Origin of the sequence: Streptomyces microflavus (assembly GCF_014650075.1) — a bacterium.
Lineage (GTDB): Bacteria > Actinomycetota > Actinomycetes > Streptomycetales > Streptomycetaceae > Streptomyces > Streptomyces microflavus.
Genome location: NZ_BMUG01000003.1, coordinates 744588 through 758483, shown reverse-complemented (window position 1 = coordinate 758483; position 13896 = coordinate 744588). Strand labels below are relative to the sequence as shown.

At 72.7% G+C, this 13896-nt stretch carries 11 protein-coding genes and 1 pseudogene; 4 read left to right on the top strand and 8 right to left on the bottom strand.

Features of this window, described 5'->3' with window-relative positions:
* Positions 1-159 (top strand): annotated as a pseudogene (locus tag IE264_RS12315) (recombinase RecA); the annotation flags it as partial.
* A 161-nt stretch (positions 160-320) separates the two neighbouring features.
* Entirely contained in the window at positions 321-1415 is a 1095-nt protein-coding gene (locus IE264_RS12310) for a Rieske 2Fe-2S domain-containing protein (protein ID WP_032759103.1), read from the top strand.
* 7 nt (positions 1416-1422) lie between these two features.
* On the opposite strand, the gene IE264_RS12305 is transcribed toward IE264_RS12310, so the two are convergent.
* Both IE264_RS12305 and IE264_RS12300 read right to left on the bottom strand, forming a co-directional pair.
* Positions 1423-3483 (bottom strand): CASTOR/POLLUX-related putative ion channel, encoded by a 2061-nt coding sequence (locus tag IE264_RS12305; protein WP_032759105.1) that lies wholly within the window; start codon positions 3481-3483, stop codon positions 1423-1425.
* Between the two features lie 144 nt (positions 3484-3627).
* Positions 3628-4557, bottom strand: coding sequence for a helix-turn-helix domain-containing protein (locus IE264_RS12300; RefSeq protein ID WP_032759106.1), 930 nt, complete (start codon positions 4555-4557; stop codon positions 3628-3630).
* Between the two features lie 287 nt (positions 4558-4844).
* On the opposite strand from IE264_RS12300, the gene IE264_RS12295 reads away from it, so the two are divergent.
* Complete coding sequence (locus tag IE264_RS12295) at positions 4845-5177, top strand: hypothetical protein (RefSeq protein ID WP_015613111.1); 333 nt, start codon at positions 4845-4847, stop codon at positions 5175-5177.
* Between the two features lie 55 nt (positions 5178-5232).
* On the top strand, positions 5233-5571 hold the full coding sequence (locus IE264_RS12290) for a hypothetical protein (RefSeq protein ID WP_032759108.1): 339 nt from the start codon (positions 5233-5235) through the stop codon (positions 5569-5571).
* A 497-nt stretch (positions 5572-6068) separates the two neighbouring features.
* Here the strand turns inward: IE264_RS12290 and IE264_RS12280 are convergent, their stop codons facing one another.
* The 6 genes from IE264_RS12280 to IE264_RS12255 form a co-directional block, all read right to left on the bottom strand.
* On the bottom strand, positions 6069-6785 hold the full coding sequence (locus IE264_RS12280) for a DUF5701 family protein (RefSeq protein WP_032759109.1): 717 nt from the start codon (positions 6783-6785) through the stop codon (positions 6069-6071).
* Between the two features lie 116 nt (positions 6786-6901).
* Positions 6902-7891: a glycoside hydrolase family protein gene (locus IE264_RS12275; RefSeq protein ID WP_015613107.1), complete on the bottom strand. Its 990-nt coding sequence runs from the start codon at positions 7889-7891 to the stop codon at positions 6902-6904.
* 72 nt (positions 7892-7963) lie between these two features.
* On the bottom strand, positions 7964-9283 hold the full coding sequence (locus IE264_RS12270; protein ID WP_015613106.1) for a TRAP transporter large permease subunit: 1320 nt from the start codon (positions 9281-9283) through the stop codon (positions 7964-7966).
* Between the two features lie 8 nt (positions 9284-9291).
* Positions 9292-10023, bottom strand: coding sequence for a hypothetical protein (locus tag IE264_RS12265; protein ID WP_106973131.1), 732 nt, complete (start codon positions 10021-10023; stop codon positions 9292-9294).
* Complete coding sequence (locus tag IE264_RS12260) at positions 10020-12167, bottom strand: hydantoinase/oxoprolinase family protein (protein WP_032759111.1); 2148 nt, start codon at positions 12165-12167, stop codon at positions 10020-10022. Before IE264_RS12260 ends, IE264_RS12265 begins: the two co-directional genes overlap by 4 nt.
* A 52-nt stretch (positions 12168-12219) precedes the next feature.
* A complete protein-coding gene (locus tag IE264_RS12255; protein ID WP_032759112.1) occupies positions 12220-13848 on the bottom strand; it encodes an FAD-dependent oxidoreductase in 1629 nt (542 codons plus the stop codon).
* Between the last annotated feature and the right edge of the window lie 48 nt (positions 13849-13896).

Below are 13896 nucleotides of genomic sequence, written 5' to 3'. Positions count from 1 at the left end.
GCCCGCAACTTCCTCAAGGACAACCCCGACCTCGCCGACGAGATCGAGAAGAAGATCCTCGAGAAGCTCGGAATCGGGGCGCCGGCGAAGGCCGTGGTCGCCGAGGACACGGCCACCGCCCCGGCCACCGCCCCGACCCCGGCGGGCAGCGCCGTCTGACCCGGGAGTCGTCCGGGCGCCATCCCGCCCCGAGTGCTGCTCGCCGCACGGTCGTCAACCTGCGGCCCTCCCGATCCCGTTCGGCTGATGTGCGGCGTGGCGAGTGGATCCCCCGAGCGGTGTGGGCATTCTCCGGGCGACCGATCGTGGGAGGGGAAGTCATGGGAGTGTCACGCGAGTACGGGCGCGCCATCACCGAGGGTCCGACGCCGGCCGACGCCTCGGGGGCGCCGGCTCTGCCGTACCCGAGCGGCTGGTCGGCGCTGGCCTTCACCGACGAGTTACGGCCCGGCACCGTGCTCACCCGGCCACTGGCGGGGAGCGACGTCGTGCTGTACCGGCTCGGCACAGGAGCCCTGCGCGCCGTCCGACCGTACTGCCCGCACCTCGGGGCCCACCTCGGTCTGGCGAAGGTCGAGGGCGACGATCTCGTCTGCCCGTTCCACTCCTTCGCCTTCGGCCCGGACGGCACCTGCGTGCGCACGGGGTACGGCACACCGCCGCCGCGCTCCTCCCTCACCCGGCTGCCCGTGCACGAGGTCAACGGCGCGGTCTTCGTCTGGAGGCACCACGACGGCCGGGAGCCGGACTGGGTGGTCCCCCGCTGGCACGAGATCGGCAGCCGTCCCGCGCGCACGGCTGCCTGGGAGATGGCCGGGAACGTCCAGGAAGTCATCGAGAACTCGGTCGACCTCGGGCACTTCGCCACCCTGCACGGCTGGGCCAGGGCCGAGATCGGCGGACCCGTCGCCTACGACGGCGCCGCCTTCCACGTGTCCATGCGGGCCCACGAGACCGCCCCGCTGGTCGGCGACTTCACCGTCGATGTGGAGGTGGACGGCTATGGACTCGGCTGCCTGCACGCCGACGTCCACACCCCACGCTTCGGGCTCCGGATGTGCACGATGGTGATGCCGACCGCGATCGCGCCCAACCGGATGCAGTTCAGGCAGTTGAACCGCATCGCCTTTGCCGAGCCCGGCAGGCTGCCGAAGCCGCTCGCGCGAGCGGTCAGCCGTACCGCGGCCCGCCTTCTGGACCGCGCCGTCTTCCGGTCCAGTTGCGAGTTCACGGCCGCGGACTTCCCGATCTGGCACACCAAGCAGTACCAGCAGCCGCCCCGGCTCGCCCCCGGGGACGGCCCCATCGGCCCGTTCCGTCGCTGGGCGCGGCGGTTCTACCCGCAGTCGGCCGACCGGGCCCCGATGACGCGCCTCCACCGTGGCGCGGGAGAGGACGGGGCCGTGGTCTCCTGACACCCGGTCAATCAGCCGGTTGCCCATGCCTTGGCCGTACGGCGGCGGTCGTGGTCGCGTCGGCCTCGTCAGTGGTGTCCGCCGGCTCGGACGGGGCCGTGGGCAGGTCACGGTCCCTCGCCACCACGACCACATGGTCTTCGGCGTTCCAGACGTGCCGCTCGCCTTTCGACGGATTGAGCCGGATCCCCTGGTCCGCCCGACCGGTGCGCCCGTCGTGGCGCCGGTATCCGATCGCGCATTCGCCCCGGTCGCGAGCGGCTGCGACCACGGTGGCGAAGGTGGCCTCGGCGCCCGGGCGGACGTACGTACCGGCGGGCCTCAGGCAGACGTCGCTGCCCTCCGCGGAGAACAGTTCGTCGAAGAGCGGGGCCAGGTGCCGGTTCTGCGCGATCTGCGCCATCAGGAGGCCGGTGAGCATCCCGCTGACGATGACGTCGGAGGCGGTGTTGACCGGCGCCAGGGGCCGGTTGCGGTCGTCGATGAGTTCGGTGACGACGCGGACCTCGCGCCCGGTGCGCTCCTCCAGCAGCCGCAGGGCCAGCAGGGTGACCAGGGTCCAGTCGTCGGGGTGGTCCGGTCCGGCGCCCCCGTCCGGACCGAGGACGACCAGGCCGTCGTAGGGGCCGAGGTCGAGGCCGAGCAGGGTCTCCGGCCGGGACAGCGCCGCCGACCGGAACCGCACGTCCGGCCCCGCCGGTGGCCCGTGCTCCGGCGTCCCGTCGTTCGGTGTCCCGTGCTCCGGTGTCCCGCTCTCCGGTTTCCCGTACTCCGGTTCTCTCGGTCCGGGTACGACGCTGTCGGTGAGCACGTCCACGAAGGACCCGGGGCGGGCCGTACGCCGCAGCTGCCGGACGACGAGGGGAGCGCGCCGGTTCCAGCCGAGCAGCAACAACCGTGTCGGACCGTCCCGTTCGGACGGGGCCGCGACGATGACCGAGTCGTCGACGAGGTGCCCGCAGTCGCCCACCCGGGTGCTGTCGTCGTCGTGGGCGAGCACGATCAGGCGGCTTCCCGGTCCGACGACCGTGTCGGCGGGCGGATTCAGCAGCGTACGGCCGTCAGGGGTGAGCAGTCCGACCACGCAGGAGTTCGGGTGGCCCAGCAGGGTCGCGCCGAAGGGGCCGTCCTGGAACGCGGTGGCGTCGGCCAGGTGGAACTCGTCGCCCGCGAAGTCCAGGAGGTCGCGCAGGACGAGGGAGAGGCCGGGCCGGCCGACGCACTGCGCGATCAGCCGGGCCGTGACCAGGTCGGTCTCCAGCACCGTGCCGCGCGGACCGGCGGCCAGCCGGGCCGGGGCCCGGTACCGGTCGTCCCGGACCGCGGCGAGCACCGGTGGCCCGTCCGCCCCCTCGCCGAGGACCGCGCGCAGCGCCAGCAGGACGCGCAGCACCTCGGCGTCGGCCGTCGGCTCCGTCGACGGCAGCACCAGCACGGTGCTCGCCGCCCTCGGGCTGACGAGCGCGAGAACGTCCGGGTCGCTCGCGGGCCCGCTGCGGCAGATGATCCGCGTGCGTACGGCCGGGCCGACCCGGGCGGTCAGCACCTTTTCCATCTCGGCCTTGTCCCGGTCGGCGAGCACCACGATGACCCGTGGCCTGCGTGGTGCCTGGGCGGCGACCAGCTCGCCCACCACGGTGGTCACCTGGTCCGACCAGCCGAGGACCAGGACATGCCCCTGTTCCAGGACGGTCGAGCGCCCCCGGCTCAGCTCCGCGAGCCGCTCGGCCAGACCGGTCGTGATCACGCCGACGAGCGTCGACACGCAGAGCAGGGCGACCAGTCCGAGCAGGGCGGAGAGCACCAGGCGCAGCGGCGTACCGCTGGCCGCGCCCAGGCGGAGCGTCTCCGCGCTGGTCCGCCAGGCCGCGGTCAGCCGCCCCGACAGGGACCGCGGCGATCCGGGATCCGTCCACACCAGCAGCGTGCTCACCGGGACCACGATCGCCAGACACGTGATCACCAGCCAGCCCATCAGGGTGCCGGTGGAACGGGCCAGCGTGCGGTCGAACCGGTAGCCGGCCCACTCCCGCAGCGAGACCCGCGGGCGCCCGTCGGCTGTTCCCATGCCACTCCCCTCGCCCGCCGCCGCGCACTCCGCGGTGGGTACGGCACGGCCCGCCCCACCAGGCAGGATGCTGCCTCCACGACCGCAACACACCAGGTTCGAAGGCGGGTTCATCCTTTCGGGCACCGCAGTGGCCTGCCGGTTTCAGCCCCACTTCTGCCGGCTCGTACGGGTGCACGGCAGCGCTCGGAGCCCCAGGGCGACGCTGTCGTCCAGACAGGCCGCGGTGGCCGCGCTTCTGAGCTCCACCGAGTCGTCGGGCCACGTGGTGAACGTCCACTCCTGCGTGGCGGAAGCGGAGCAGCCCACGGACCGCAGCCCCGTCTCCCCGTGGTCCAGGCAGGCGCCGGTGGCGTGGTTCCTCAACCGGTGCGTGCCGTCCGGCAGTTTGTGCACGGTCCATCGCTGGTAGCTCAGCCCGTTGCACGCGTACGTACGCAGCTTCTGGTCGAGGCTGTGGTCCAGGCAGGCTCCGGTCGCCCGGCTGACGAAGATCCTTGCCGAGCGGGACGGTCCCGGGCCGCTCTCCGCGGCTGCGCCGTCGCTCACCGTCCCGGCGCCCCCGGCGGAGCCTGCCGGGGCATCGAGTGGGAGCAGCACGAACCAGGTGACGAAGGAACCCAGCACCACCCCGGCCACACCCCCGGCCGTGGCGGAGATCCAGCGGCCACGGCTCTCCGGGCCGGTGACGCGGTGCCAGAAGCGGGGGCGCGGTGGCTGGTCGGCAGAGTCGCCGTCACCGACACCGACAGACGCCTCAGGCTGGGCTGAAGGCTCAGGCTGGGGCTGGGGCTCAGTCCGGGGCTGAGGTTGAAACTGGGGCTGGTCCCGGTCCGCGGCTTCCCACAGCACCCGGAACGCCACCGGATCGGCGCCCAGTGCGCGGCACAGGTCCCGGACCGTGGCCCAGGGCGGGACGGTGTTCCCGCGGAAGTACCGGGAGAGCGACGAGTCACTGATCCGTACCCGGGTCTCCAGGTCGCGCAGCGTGCATCCGGAGCTCTGCTGGAGTGCCCGCAGCTCGGCGCCCAGTCTGCGGGCGGCGTCGTCGTCGGGCGCTTCGCCTGCGGCCATGGCGGCATCCTTCCGTCCGGACCGTGGCTGCTGCCCCAGCCGGCTGTCCCTGGTCCCGGGACAGGCGTGTCCCAGCAGGTCAGCACCCTAGGGATCCCGACATCTCGGAATCAACCGGGACAAGCTTGCGAAGGCTGACGCACCTCCACAAACTCTGAATCCCCGGCCTGCCGGCGCCTCGAAACAGCAGCCGTTCCGTGGTCGGGATCCCTTCCGCTCACCACCCGATGGGGTGACGAGCGCCCCTCCTCAGTCCACGAATCGATTCCACGCATCGAAGGAGAATCATGCGTTCCACGTTGAGGGCCCTCGCCGTGGGGGCCCTGCTCTTCACCGGCACCGCCCTGCACGCCGCTCCGGCCGAAGCTGCGGCGATGCGTCCGCCCGGCGGCGGCGAGGCGTGCACGTACTCGGTGAGTGCCGACGGCATGACCGGCACGGGCATCTGCAAGAACATCGGCAACCACACCATCGAGGTCAGCTTCACCATCGTCTGCGGCTGGTCGCCCGACCTGTCGAGCGGCTGGATGGCCCTCGCGCCGGGAGAGAGCGACGGGGCCCGCGGCACCTGCGGCGGCACCGGCGTCGGCAGCATCGTGGCGCACGTCCGTGACCTCTGAAGCGCTCGCACCTCACCGCATCCACCACCCGCACCACCACGAGAAGAGGAACACCATGCGCACCCGACGGAGGGCTCTCGCCCTGTGGGCGGTACTGACCCTGACCACGATGGCTCAGGTCTCGCCGGCCGAAGCGGCTGCGATGCGTCCGCCCGGCAGCGGCGAGGCGTGCACGTACTCCGTGAGCCAGAACGGGTTCGAGGCGACGGCGGTCTGCAAGAACGACAACCACCATCCCGTCGAGTTCCGCGCCGTCATCATCTGCGGCATGAGCTGGGACGCGACCGGCGACTGGGTCACGGTCCAGCCGGGCAAGCGCAGGAGCTCCAGCGGCCGCTGCTCGCAGCTCGGCACCGGTGTCGGCGGCGTGTCCGCAGACGTCCGGGACCTCTGAGCACGCCCCGGCCGTCACAGAACCCAGGATCAGGAGAGAGAACATGAAGAAGTCGATGCACCGACTCGCACTGGCGGGCGCCGTCGTGGCGCAGGCACTGGTGCTGGCACTGGGCGCACCCGTGCCAGCCGGAGCGGAACCGGTTGCCGAGGGCGCGGCCTAGGCCACCGCGAGCGCCGCCGCCCGCGTCACCGTCAAGCCCGGCTGGGAACTGGCGCGCATCAGGGCGTACGCCCGAGGCGACTCGTCGATCGAGGGCGAGATCAAGCCCGGGGAGTCGTGGCCCTGTTCGGGCGGGTGCGGAACCGTGGCGGGAGGTCACGTCACCGCCTGCGGCACCTCCAGCAACCAGTGGTACGCCATCAGTCACTACGGGTCCGTCCGGTACGTCTCCGCCACCTGCGGCACCTCCATCTGACCGCCGCGCTCATCCGACACCAGGGTCCCGGGCCACGTCCCGGGACCCTCCGGGTGCCCACGCCCCCTCATGCGGGGCGCTACACAAGCTGGAGCCGACGGCCTGCCGAGGAGGCGAAGCCGAGCCAGGTGTGCCGGTTGCCCGCCCAGCACCAGCCGACCTTGGGGGCGTTGCGCCGCTCGCTGCCGTCCCGGCCGGTGCCGTTGCTGATCCAGAGCGCCGGCGTACGGGCGTCCAGGGCGCCGTTGGCCTTGCGGAGCCGGGAACCGATGGTCATGAAGCAGTGGTTCCGCTCCAGGACGGCAGGCTGCTGCAGCACCCAGTGGATGCCCTCGGTGAGCAGCAGCGGGGTACGGGCCTGCGCTTCGAGAGCGGGCAGCGCCTCGTTCGGGCTCCAGTTGGCCATCCGATCGCCTCGGTCGAGGCCGGTGAGGAGGTAGAGGGGCGCGTCCGGCAGGCCGGTCCCGTCGATGGGGGCGAAAAGGTCGGCATCGGGCATGTCGGTGACGACGAAACCCGGTTTGCCGTCGCGCCGGAGCAGCGGCGCGAGTGCGGAGGCAGGAGCCCGGCCGGGGTGGACGGCGAGCAGGGTGCTGCCGTCGCCCCCGGAGCTCTCGCCGGTGCCGGCGGTGCCGGCGGTCCCCGCGGCCTCGGCGGCCTCGGCGAAGGAGCGCAGCTCCGCCTCGGTGAGCCCGGCGAGCCGATGGACCCCCAGCTCGATCAGCCGCTCGGCCTGCACGGGCAGGGCCGGGAGTTCCGGGTGAACAGTGGAGGTGACGGGCACGGTCTCGGGCACGAGGCTCCCAGGGGTGGCGGCGTGAAGGGGCCCAGTTGGGACAAGGCCGCCCATCGGATTATTCCCGCCACCACCCCTTTCCCCGGGCCCCCTACCGCGGCGATGCGGTGCGGAGGTCAGCCACGGGCGACCGCGATCGCGCCCGAGAGGCGTTCCCCCGCCTCGTAGATCATGTACGGCACACCGCCGTCGGTGCCGAACGACGGCGCGGCCGCGCGGCCGCTCTCCGGTGCCGCGCTGCCGGAGTTGTAGAACACGCCGAGGTGGTTGCGGCGGGAGAAGTCCATGCCCACTTCGGTGATCCTGATGTCACCGCCGCTCCCCTTGTCGGTGTGGTAGACGACGTACGCGCTGCCGCCCCGGGTGAGCAGATGCGGCCCGCTGACGTTCACCGCGCCGACCGCCGCGTGGTCGATCAACGGCTGCTGGGAGAACGTCCAGTTGCGGCCGTCCGCCGACCAGCCCCAGCCGATGTCACGGTGGTCGTTCGCCTGGTTCCACATGAAGAGCATCACGTACTTCGCACCCCGCGACGGCAGGTCGTGGCGGAAGACCCGGGCGTAGGAGGCTTCTCGGGAGCCCGTCGGCAGCATCGCGGTGGTGAGGACGGTCTTGTCGTACGTGAAAGTGATGCCGTCCTTGGAACGGGCGAGGCGGGTGGTGTTGTTCTCGCCGTGGAAGTACAGCCACAGCTCCCGCGCGTCGGCGTTCCAGAGCACGTGCGGCGAGGAGACGTGGCTGACCTTGTAGTGCGGCGACCAGTCGTTGGAGACGATCGGGTTGGCGCGGTACTCGGTGAAGGGGCCCTCCAGCGAGTTGCCGTGGGCGAGGCAGATGCCGCCGGGGGCGTCGTGGGGCGCGTAGTAGAGGTAGTAGCGGCCGAGCGGGTTGCTCAGCTTGTCGTACACCCCTCGGATGCACGGGAAGATGATCTCGCCGGTGGGGTTGTACGAGAGCTGGCCCGGCTTGAGCAGAGTGCGGACGTGGCGGTAGTCCGGGAAGCCGCCGGGGGCGGCGGCGGCCGGTGCGGTGCCCTGGGCTCCGAGGGCGAGCACGGCACCACCGGCGGTGGCGGTGCGCAGGAAGAGGCGGCGGTCGAGCGTCATGGCGTTACGGCTCCTCTGTGCGGGTGGACGGGAGTGGCGCGGGTGGACCGGGGGGTGGTGTTCTCGTACGGGTCAGAGCTGGGTGGTGGCGGTGAGGATCAGGCCGCCGAGCGCGACGCACCACACGTACGGCAGGGTCCGCAGCATGACCTGTTGCGGGCTGACGCCGGAGTACTGCGCCGCCCACACCGTCTGGGTGCTGGTCGGGTCGCTGACGCCGAAGACCTGGTTGTACGAGGCGGTCAGGCCGAGCACGGCGACGGCCGGGTAGATACCGGCGGCGATGAGGACCCCGGCGATGCCGGCGCCGAGGCCGTACACGTTCAGCGGGCCCCGGTAGAGGCAGAGCGGTACGAGCAGGGTGAAGACGATGACGAAGACCACCGGGTTGCCCGGTGCGACGGCCTTCACCAGGGGGTCCAGCGCCTCGACGGCACCGGGGAGCTTCACCGCCGCGAGCAGGATGCCGATCGCGATGAACAGCGCGATGGGCGGGGCGGCGACCTCGAACCCGCCGTAAAGGGTGCGCAGGAGGCGCTTGTTGAGCTGGCCGGGCCGGGTGGTGGCCGCCAGCGCCCACAGCACGCCCGCGAGCATCGACGGGATGATGGGCAGCTCGAAGCCGAGCGCGAGTACCAGCGGGACGGCGGGGGCCAGCAGCGCGTACCAGGGCGCGTCGCCCATGCGCCGGGCACGGTTCCGGCGCCGCTCCCCCGGGCTCTTCGGGCGGTCGCCGCCCCCGGAGCGTTCGGCGGCCGACGCCAGCGACCAGGCGTGCTCGACACCCTTGCGGCGGGTCTCCACGAGGACGAAGAGGACGGCGAAGAAGGCCGCGAACGGGAACAGCTTCATCATGAAGCCCTTCACCGTGTCGATGGGCAGTTCCAGCGCGGTGGAGAAGAACTGCCAGACGGGCAGTTCGAACGGCAGCCCGGCGGCGATGCCCATGAGGATGGTGCCGGCGGCGGTCGTCTTCGGCACGCCGACCGCGACCATCGCGGGGATGCCGATGATGCCCGCCATCATCGCCGCGGGCGCCGAGCCGGTGACGGTGCCGATGAGCGCGGAGACCGCGAGGACGCCGAGGGCGACGACGGTGGGGCGGTCGCCGCCGAACTCGACGATCTTGCGGACGAGGGTCCCGGCGATGCCGGTCTCCTCCATCAGTTTGCCGAGCCAGGAGCCGATGAGTACGGCGAGCATGGTCGCGGCGAGCGCCGGCGCGCCCTGCTGGATCACCGTGTCGAGAACGCTGCTCTCTCCGGTGAGCGGCGCTCCGGCGGCGATCGCGATGGCGATGGCGAGGAGCACCAGGGCGAAGGCGGTGGGGAGTTTGCGGGTGAGCATGAGCCCGACACCGGCGAGCATGAGCAGCAGGATGACGATTCCCATGGCGGGTCTCAGTCCTCTCCGAGGGCCTGGACCGCGCTCACGAGCGCGGCGGTGAGAAGGAGCGGGGAGCGGCCCAGGCCGCAGAGCGCGCCCGCGTAGGCGTGTGCCGCGAGTTCGTCGGCTCCGGCGACGTGTCCGGGGACGCGGAGCCGGCCGAGCCGCAAGGCGGTGTGTCCGAGCCGGTCGCGGAGCGAGCGGCGGGTGCGGGGGTCTCCGTGCAGCAGGCAGTGGGCGTGCTCGTGGGCGAGGGCGGCGGACCGGAGCGCGCCCGTGGGGTAGAGGTCCCGCCAGCCGAGTACGTCCACCAGGTGCTCGCCGAGGGCGATGGTGTCGGTGAAGAGTTCGACGGTGGGCACGGGGCGGGAGGTGTACCGGGCGAGGAGGAGCCGGTCGAGGCCGCCGGCGGTCTCCACCACCCGGGTCCCGTGCCCGGCCGCCGCCGGTGGGGCGCTCGCCGCCAGTTCCCTGCCGAACTCCGTGGCCGTCGTGGCCCAGTGGTGCAGCAGCGCCTCGTCGCGGGTCTCGTGCGTCGGCGTGTTGCCCAGCAGCCGTACGCCGAAGTCGGTGTCGTCCAGCTCCGCGAGCCGGGCGCAGTCGGCGCGCAGCGCCTCGCGGCGGGCGGGGGTGAGGGTGGCGAACGCGGCGGCCGTACGGGGGCGTCGGCTCTCCGGGCCCTTCGTCCTCGTCGCACGGGCGCGGGCGGTGCCCGGGGCCGGTGCTCCAGGTGTGCGTACGCTCATGAGCGCACTTCCACGACCGCGACGACCGGCTCGTCCGCCGCCCGCGAGCGCAGTTCGCTGCGGGCCAGGGCGAGCAGCGGGCCCGCCTCCAGGACGCCGGAGAGGTCGGCGATCCGGGTGCCGAGCAGGAGCCGCAGGGCGGGGGCGCGGACGCCGCCGTCACCGTAGGAGGTGGCGTTGCGGACCAGGTCCGCAAGGAGTTCCGGCGCCTCCCCCACCGTTGTCGTGGCGACCGTGGCGTCGGCTGCGTGCAGCCGCACCACACCGTCGGCGTCGAGGACCCGCACCGGGTGCCGGGTCCGGCGGAAGCGGCGGTGCTGCTCGGAGCCGTAGACCGTGTGGGTGGGCGTTGCGGCGAGCACCCGCACGGTGGCGGGGGCGGTCCTGAGGCTGGCGGCCGCCGCGTCCAGCCGCTCGGTGTCGCCGGTGCGGTGGGTGCGGTCCTGGGTGCGCAGTTCGGTGGCGCCGGTGGCGACGGCCCGTACGGTGTTGGTCTGCGGGTCGACGGTGACCTCGACCTCCACGGCGGCGGGGGCGGCGCCCTGGGCGACGACGGCGGCCTCGGCCTCGTTGCGCACGGCGAGGATCTGCTCCTGCGTGGCGCCGGGGATGATGCGTTCGATCTGTTCGCGTACGAGGGCGAGGGCGACGCCGATGGGGCTGATGACCTCGTTGTGCCGGGCGATCCGGCCGGGCAGCCCGGTGTCGGCGGCCAGGTGCGGGGTGACCGATGCGGCGCCTCCCCCGCCGCCGACGAGGACGGCGGTGTCGCGGTCCAGGCGGTAGTCGCGCATCATCGCCTCGGTGACGTCCTTGACCTGCTTCACTCCGGCGTCGAGGAGCTGGGCGGCGGCCCCGGCGACATCGGTGCCCAGCGCGTCGGCGAGCGGCTGGAGCGCGGCGCGCGCGGCCTCGGGGTCGCAGGCGGCGAAGTCGCCCTCCGGGACCCGCCCCAGCGCGTTCGCCGCGCAGGTCATGGTGATCGCGAACCGGCCGCCGGCGGCTTCCAGTACGGCGTAGTCGTCCGGGTCGCCGTCGAGCGGTCGTACGGTGACCAGCTCGGCGCCCGCGAGGTCTTCGAGGTCGGCGAAGCAGGCGTACGGCAGGCCCGCGATATGGGCGCTGCGCGGGCCGGCCGCGTGCACCTTGCCGCCCGCGATCCTGGCCATGGAGCCGCCGCCGACGCCGACGGTGCGGACGTCGAGGGCGGAGAGGTACGAGGACCGGCCGAGGATGGTGGCGTGCCGGACGGCGACCTTGCCGCGCCGCACGACGCTGATGTCCGTCGAGGTGCCGCCCGTCTCCAGGAACACGCCTTCGCTGACCCGCTCCTGCATGAGCGCCCCGGCGACACCCGCTGCGGGCCCCGACAGCACGGTGAGCAGCGGGCGTCTGCGCATCTCGTCCAGCGACATGACGCCGCCGTCGCAGCGCATCACCATCAGCGGTGCCGTCACTCCGGCGGTCGCGATGGAGCGGTCCACCAGGTCGGCGGTGGCGAGCATCTTCGGCAGGATCGCCGCGTTGACCACGGCGGTACGGGTGCGCTTGCGGAGCCCGTACAGCGAGGTGATCCGATGTGCGGCGGTCATGGGGATGCCGTGCTCGCGTGCGGCGTCCAGCACGGCCCGTTCGCCGTCCGGTACGTCGACGCTGAACGGCTCGCTGGCGACCAGGACCTGGGCTCCGGCGTCGATGAGCGTGGTCACGGCGGCGTGGACGGCCGCGGTGTCGTCGGGGTCGGTGACGTGGGCGTAGTGCAGCGGGAGCCGTTTGCCGGGGGTGAGTTCGAGGGCGGCGAGTCCGGCGAGCCGCTTGGTGGGCAGGGCGCCGGGGCCGGTACCGATGCCGATCAGGCCGACGGGGGCGACGTCGCCCTCCAGCAGGGCGTTGGTGGCCTGCGTGGTGCCGTGGGCGAGGAACGCGATGTCCTCGGGGGCGCAGCCGACGTCCTTGAGCAGCCGGTCGAGCGCCTCGACGATGCCGTGGGCGACGCCGTCCTCGTGGTGGTGGCTGGTGGGGACCTTCACCTGGGCGACGAGTTCGAGCGTGGCGGAGTCGACGGCCACGGCGTCGGTGAAGGTTCCGCCCACGTCGATGCCGACGCGTATGCGGTGCGGTTGCGGGTGCGGGTGCGGGGTCATGCTGCTGACACCTCCTTGTGTCGTGCGCGGGGCGGGGCGGGGTGGTGCGCGGTCAGTAGCCGCGTACGTCGGGCCAGTGGCGCTGGACGCCGGCCCGGTCGAGTACGCGGGTGAACTCCTCCAGCCGCTTGTCCTCCTCCTGCACCTGGTGCGGGCGTACGCCCTCGTCCAGGCAGTGCGCGGCGAGCGCGCCGGCGACCTCGCCGATGTTCCACTCGACGGGGTGGAGGCGGTAGCAGCCGTTGGTGATGTGGGTGGTGCCGATGTTCTTGCCGGCGGGCAGCAGGTTGCGTACCCGGCGCGGCACCAGGGCGCCGAGGGGGATCTCGAAGGGGACGGAGCCGATGTCGATGTAGTTGTCGCCACCGGTGGAGGGGTGCAGATCGATGCGGTAGCCGCCGACGCCTACAGAGTCGCGGTGGCGTGTTCCGCCGTACGGGCCGACGAGGTCGATGGCCACGTCGTGCTCGGTGACGGTGGTGACGGCCTTGATGCGGCGGGACTCGCGTACGTAGGGGGCCTTGGCGAGGCCGTCGGGGGTGCCGGTGACGTCGGGGCGCAGCCGCAGGCCGGGGAAGCCGGTGCCTCCGTCGGTACGGGGGGCCTCGGTCTGGAGCCAGTACAGGACGGAGAGCGAGAGCCGGCGCGCCTCGGCGACGGCCGCCCGGCTCGTCTCCTCGCCCGCGCCGATGAGCGGCTTGAGCCAGTAGTCGTTGAGCGGCCAGTTGACGAGGGTGATGTCGGAGTCGAACGCGCCGGGGCGGTGCAGCTTGCGGGCGAGGATGCGGCGGAACCCCCACAGTTCCTTGTCGCCCGCGTCGGCGCTCTGGTCGGCGTTGACGGCGAGGGGGTCGATGTCGGGGTTGGGTTCGAAGGTGCGGGTGACGGCTTCCAGTGAGCGGGGGTCGGGCGCGGTGAAGCCGAGCAGCGGTCCGGGCCAGAAGTCCGGGCGGTAGGAGCGCCAGAAGGCGTAGTCGTCGGGGCGGTCGACGGTGTGGTTCTCGCCCTGGTGGTGGGAGAGGGCGAAGCAGACGGTGATGCCCTGCTGGTTGAGCGGGTCGGCCGTCTCGGGGGCGTGCGGTTCGTCGTACTCGGAGCGGGCCTCGGCGCCGAGGGCGTGTTCCACGTCGGCCAGCTCCAGCAGCTCGCCGGTCTCGGTGGCGTCGACGACGTAAGGGGCGGTCACGGTGTGCCGGGCTCCGTCGCGGACGTCCTCGAAGGTGACCGCGCGGACCAGGTCGCCCTCGGTGTCGGCGGCGACGGGACGGGTGTGGGTCAGGACGGTGAGACGGCCGGCGGCGATGTGCGGGGCGAGCATCGACTCCAGGACGGTGAGGGCGACGCGCGGTTCGTGGCAGAGCTTGCTGACGCGGCCGGCGCCGGGGTTGAGGAGCGGCAGGTCCAGGGCTTCGGCGCGCAGCGGGTACCACTGCCGGTAGTGGGCGCGGATTGACTCGCGCACCGCCCGGTAGGTGTCCGTGACCCCGAACTGCTCGACCCAGGGGTGCTCGTCCGGCGGGACGGCCTGCGAGGTGAGCTGGCCGCCTATCCAGTCGGTCTCCTCGGTGAGGACGACGGTGCGGCCCGCGCGGCAGGCGGCGAGTGCGGCGGCGACGCCGCCCGTACCACCGCCCGCGATCAGGACGTCGGTCTCGGTGGGGGTGCCGGTGGGGGTGGGCATACGGTGCTGGCTCCTCGCGGTGGGCGTACGGGGGTACGGGTCTTGGGG

Coding starts and splice junctions, on each gene's coding strand:
- IE264_RS12305 (WP_032759105.1), bottom strand. CDS start 3,483: ATGGGAACAGCCGACGGGCGCCCGCGGGTCTCGCTGCGGGAGTGGGCC.
- IE264_RS12265 (WP_106973131.1), bottom strand. CDS start 10,023: ATGAGCGTACGCACACCTGGAGCACCGGCCCCGGGCACCGCCCGCGCC.
- IE264_RS12270 (WP_015613106.1), bottom strand. CDS start 9,283: ATGGGAATCGTCATCCTGCTGCTCATGCTCGCCGGTGTCGGGCTCATG.
- IE264_RS12300 (WP_032759106.1), bottom strand. CDS start 4,557: ATGGCCGCAGGCGAAGCGCCCGACGACGACGCCGCCCGCAGACTGGGC.
- IE264_RS12275 (WP_015613107.1), bottom strand. CDS start 7,891: ATGACGCTCGACCGCCGCCTCTTCCTGCGCACCGCCACCGCCGGTGGT.
- IE264_RS12290 (WP_032759108.1), top strand. CDS start 5,233: ATGCGCACCCGACGGAGGGCTCTCGCCCTGTGGGCGGTACTGACCCTG.
- IE264_RS12295 (WP_015613111.1), top strand. CDS start 4,845: ATGCGTTCCACGTTGAGGGCCCTCGCCGTGGGGGCCCTGCTCTTCACC.
- IE264_RS12255 (WP_032759112.1), bottom strand. CDS start 13,848: ATGCCCACCCCCACCGGCACCCCCACCGAGACCGACGTCCTGATCGCG.
- IE264_RS12310 (WP_032759103.1), top strand. CDS start 321: ATGGGAGTGTCACGCGAGTACGGGCGCGCCATCACCGAGGGTCCGACG.
- IE264_RS12260 (WP_032759111.1), bottom strand. CDS start 12,167: ATGACCCCGCACCCGCACCCGCAACCGCACCGCATACGCGTCGGCATC.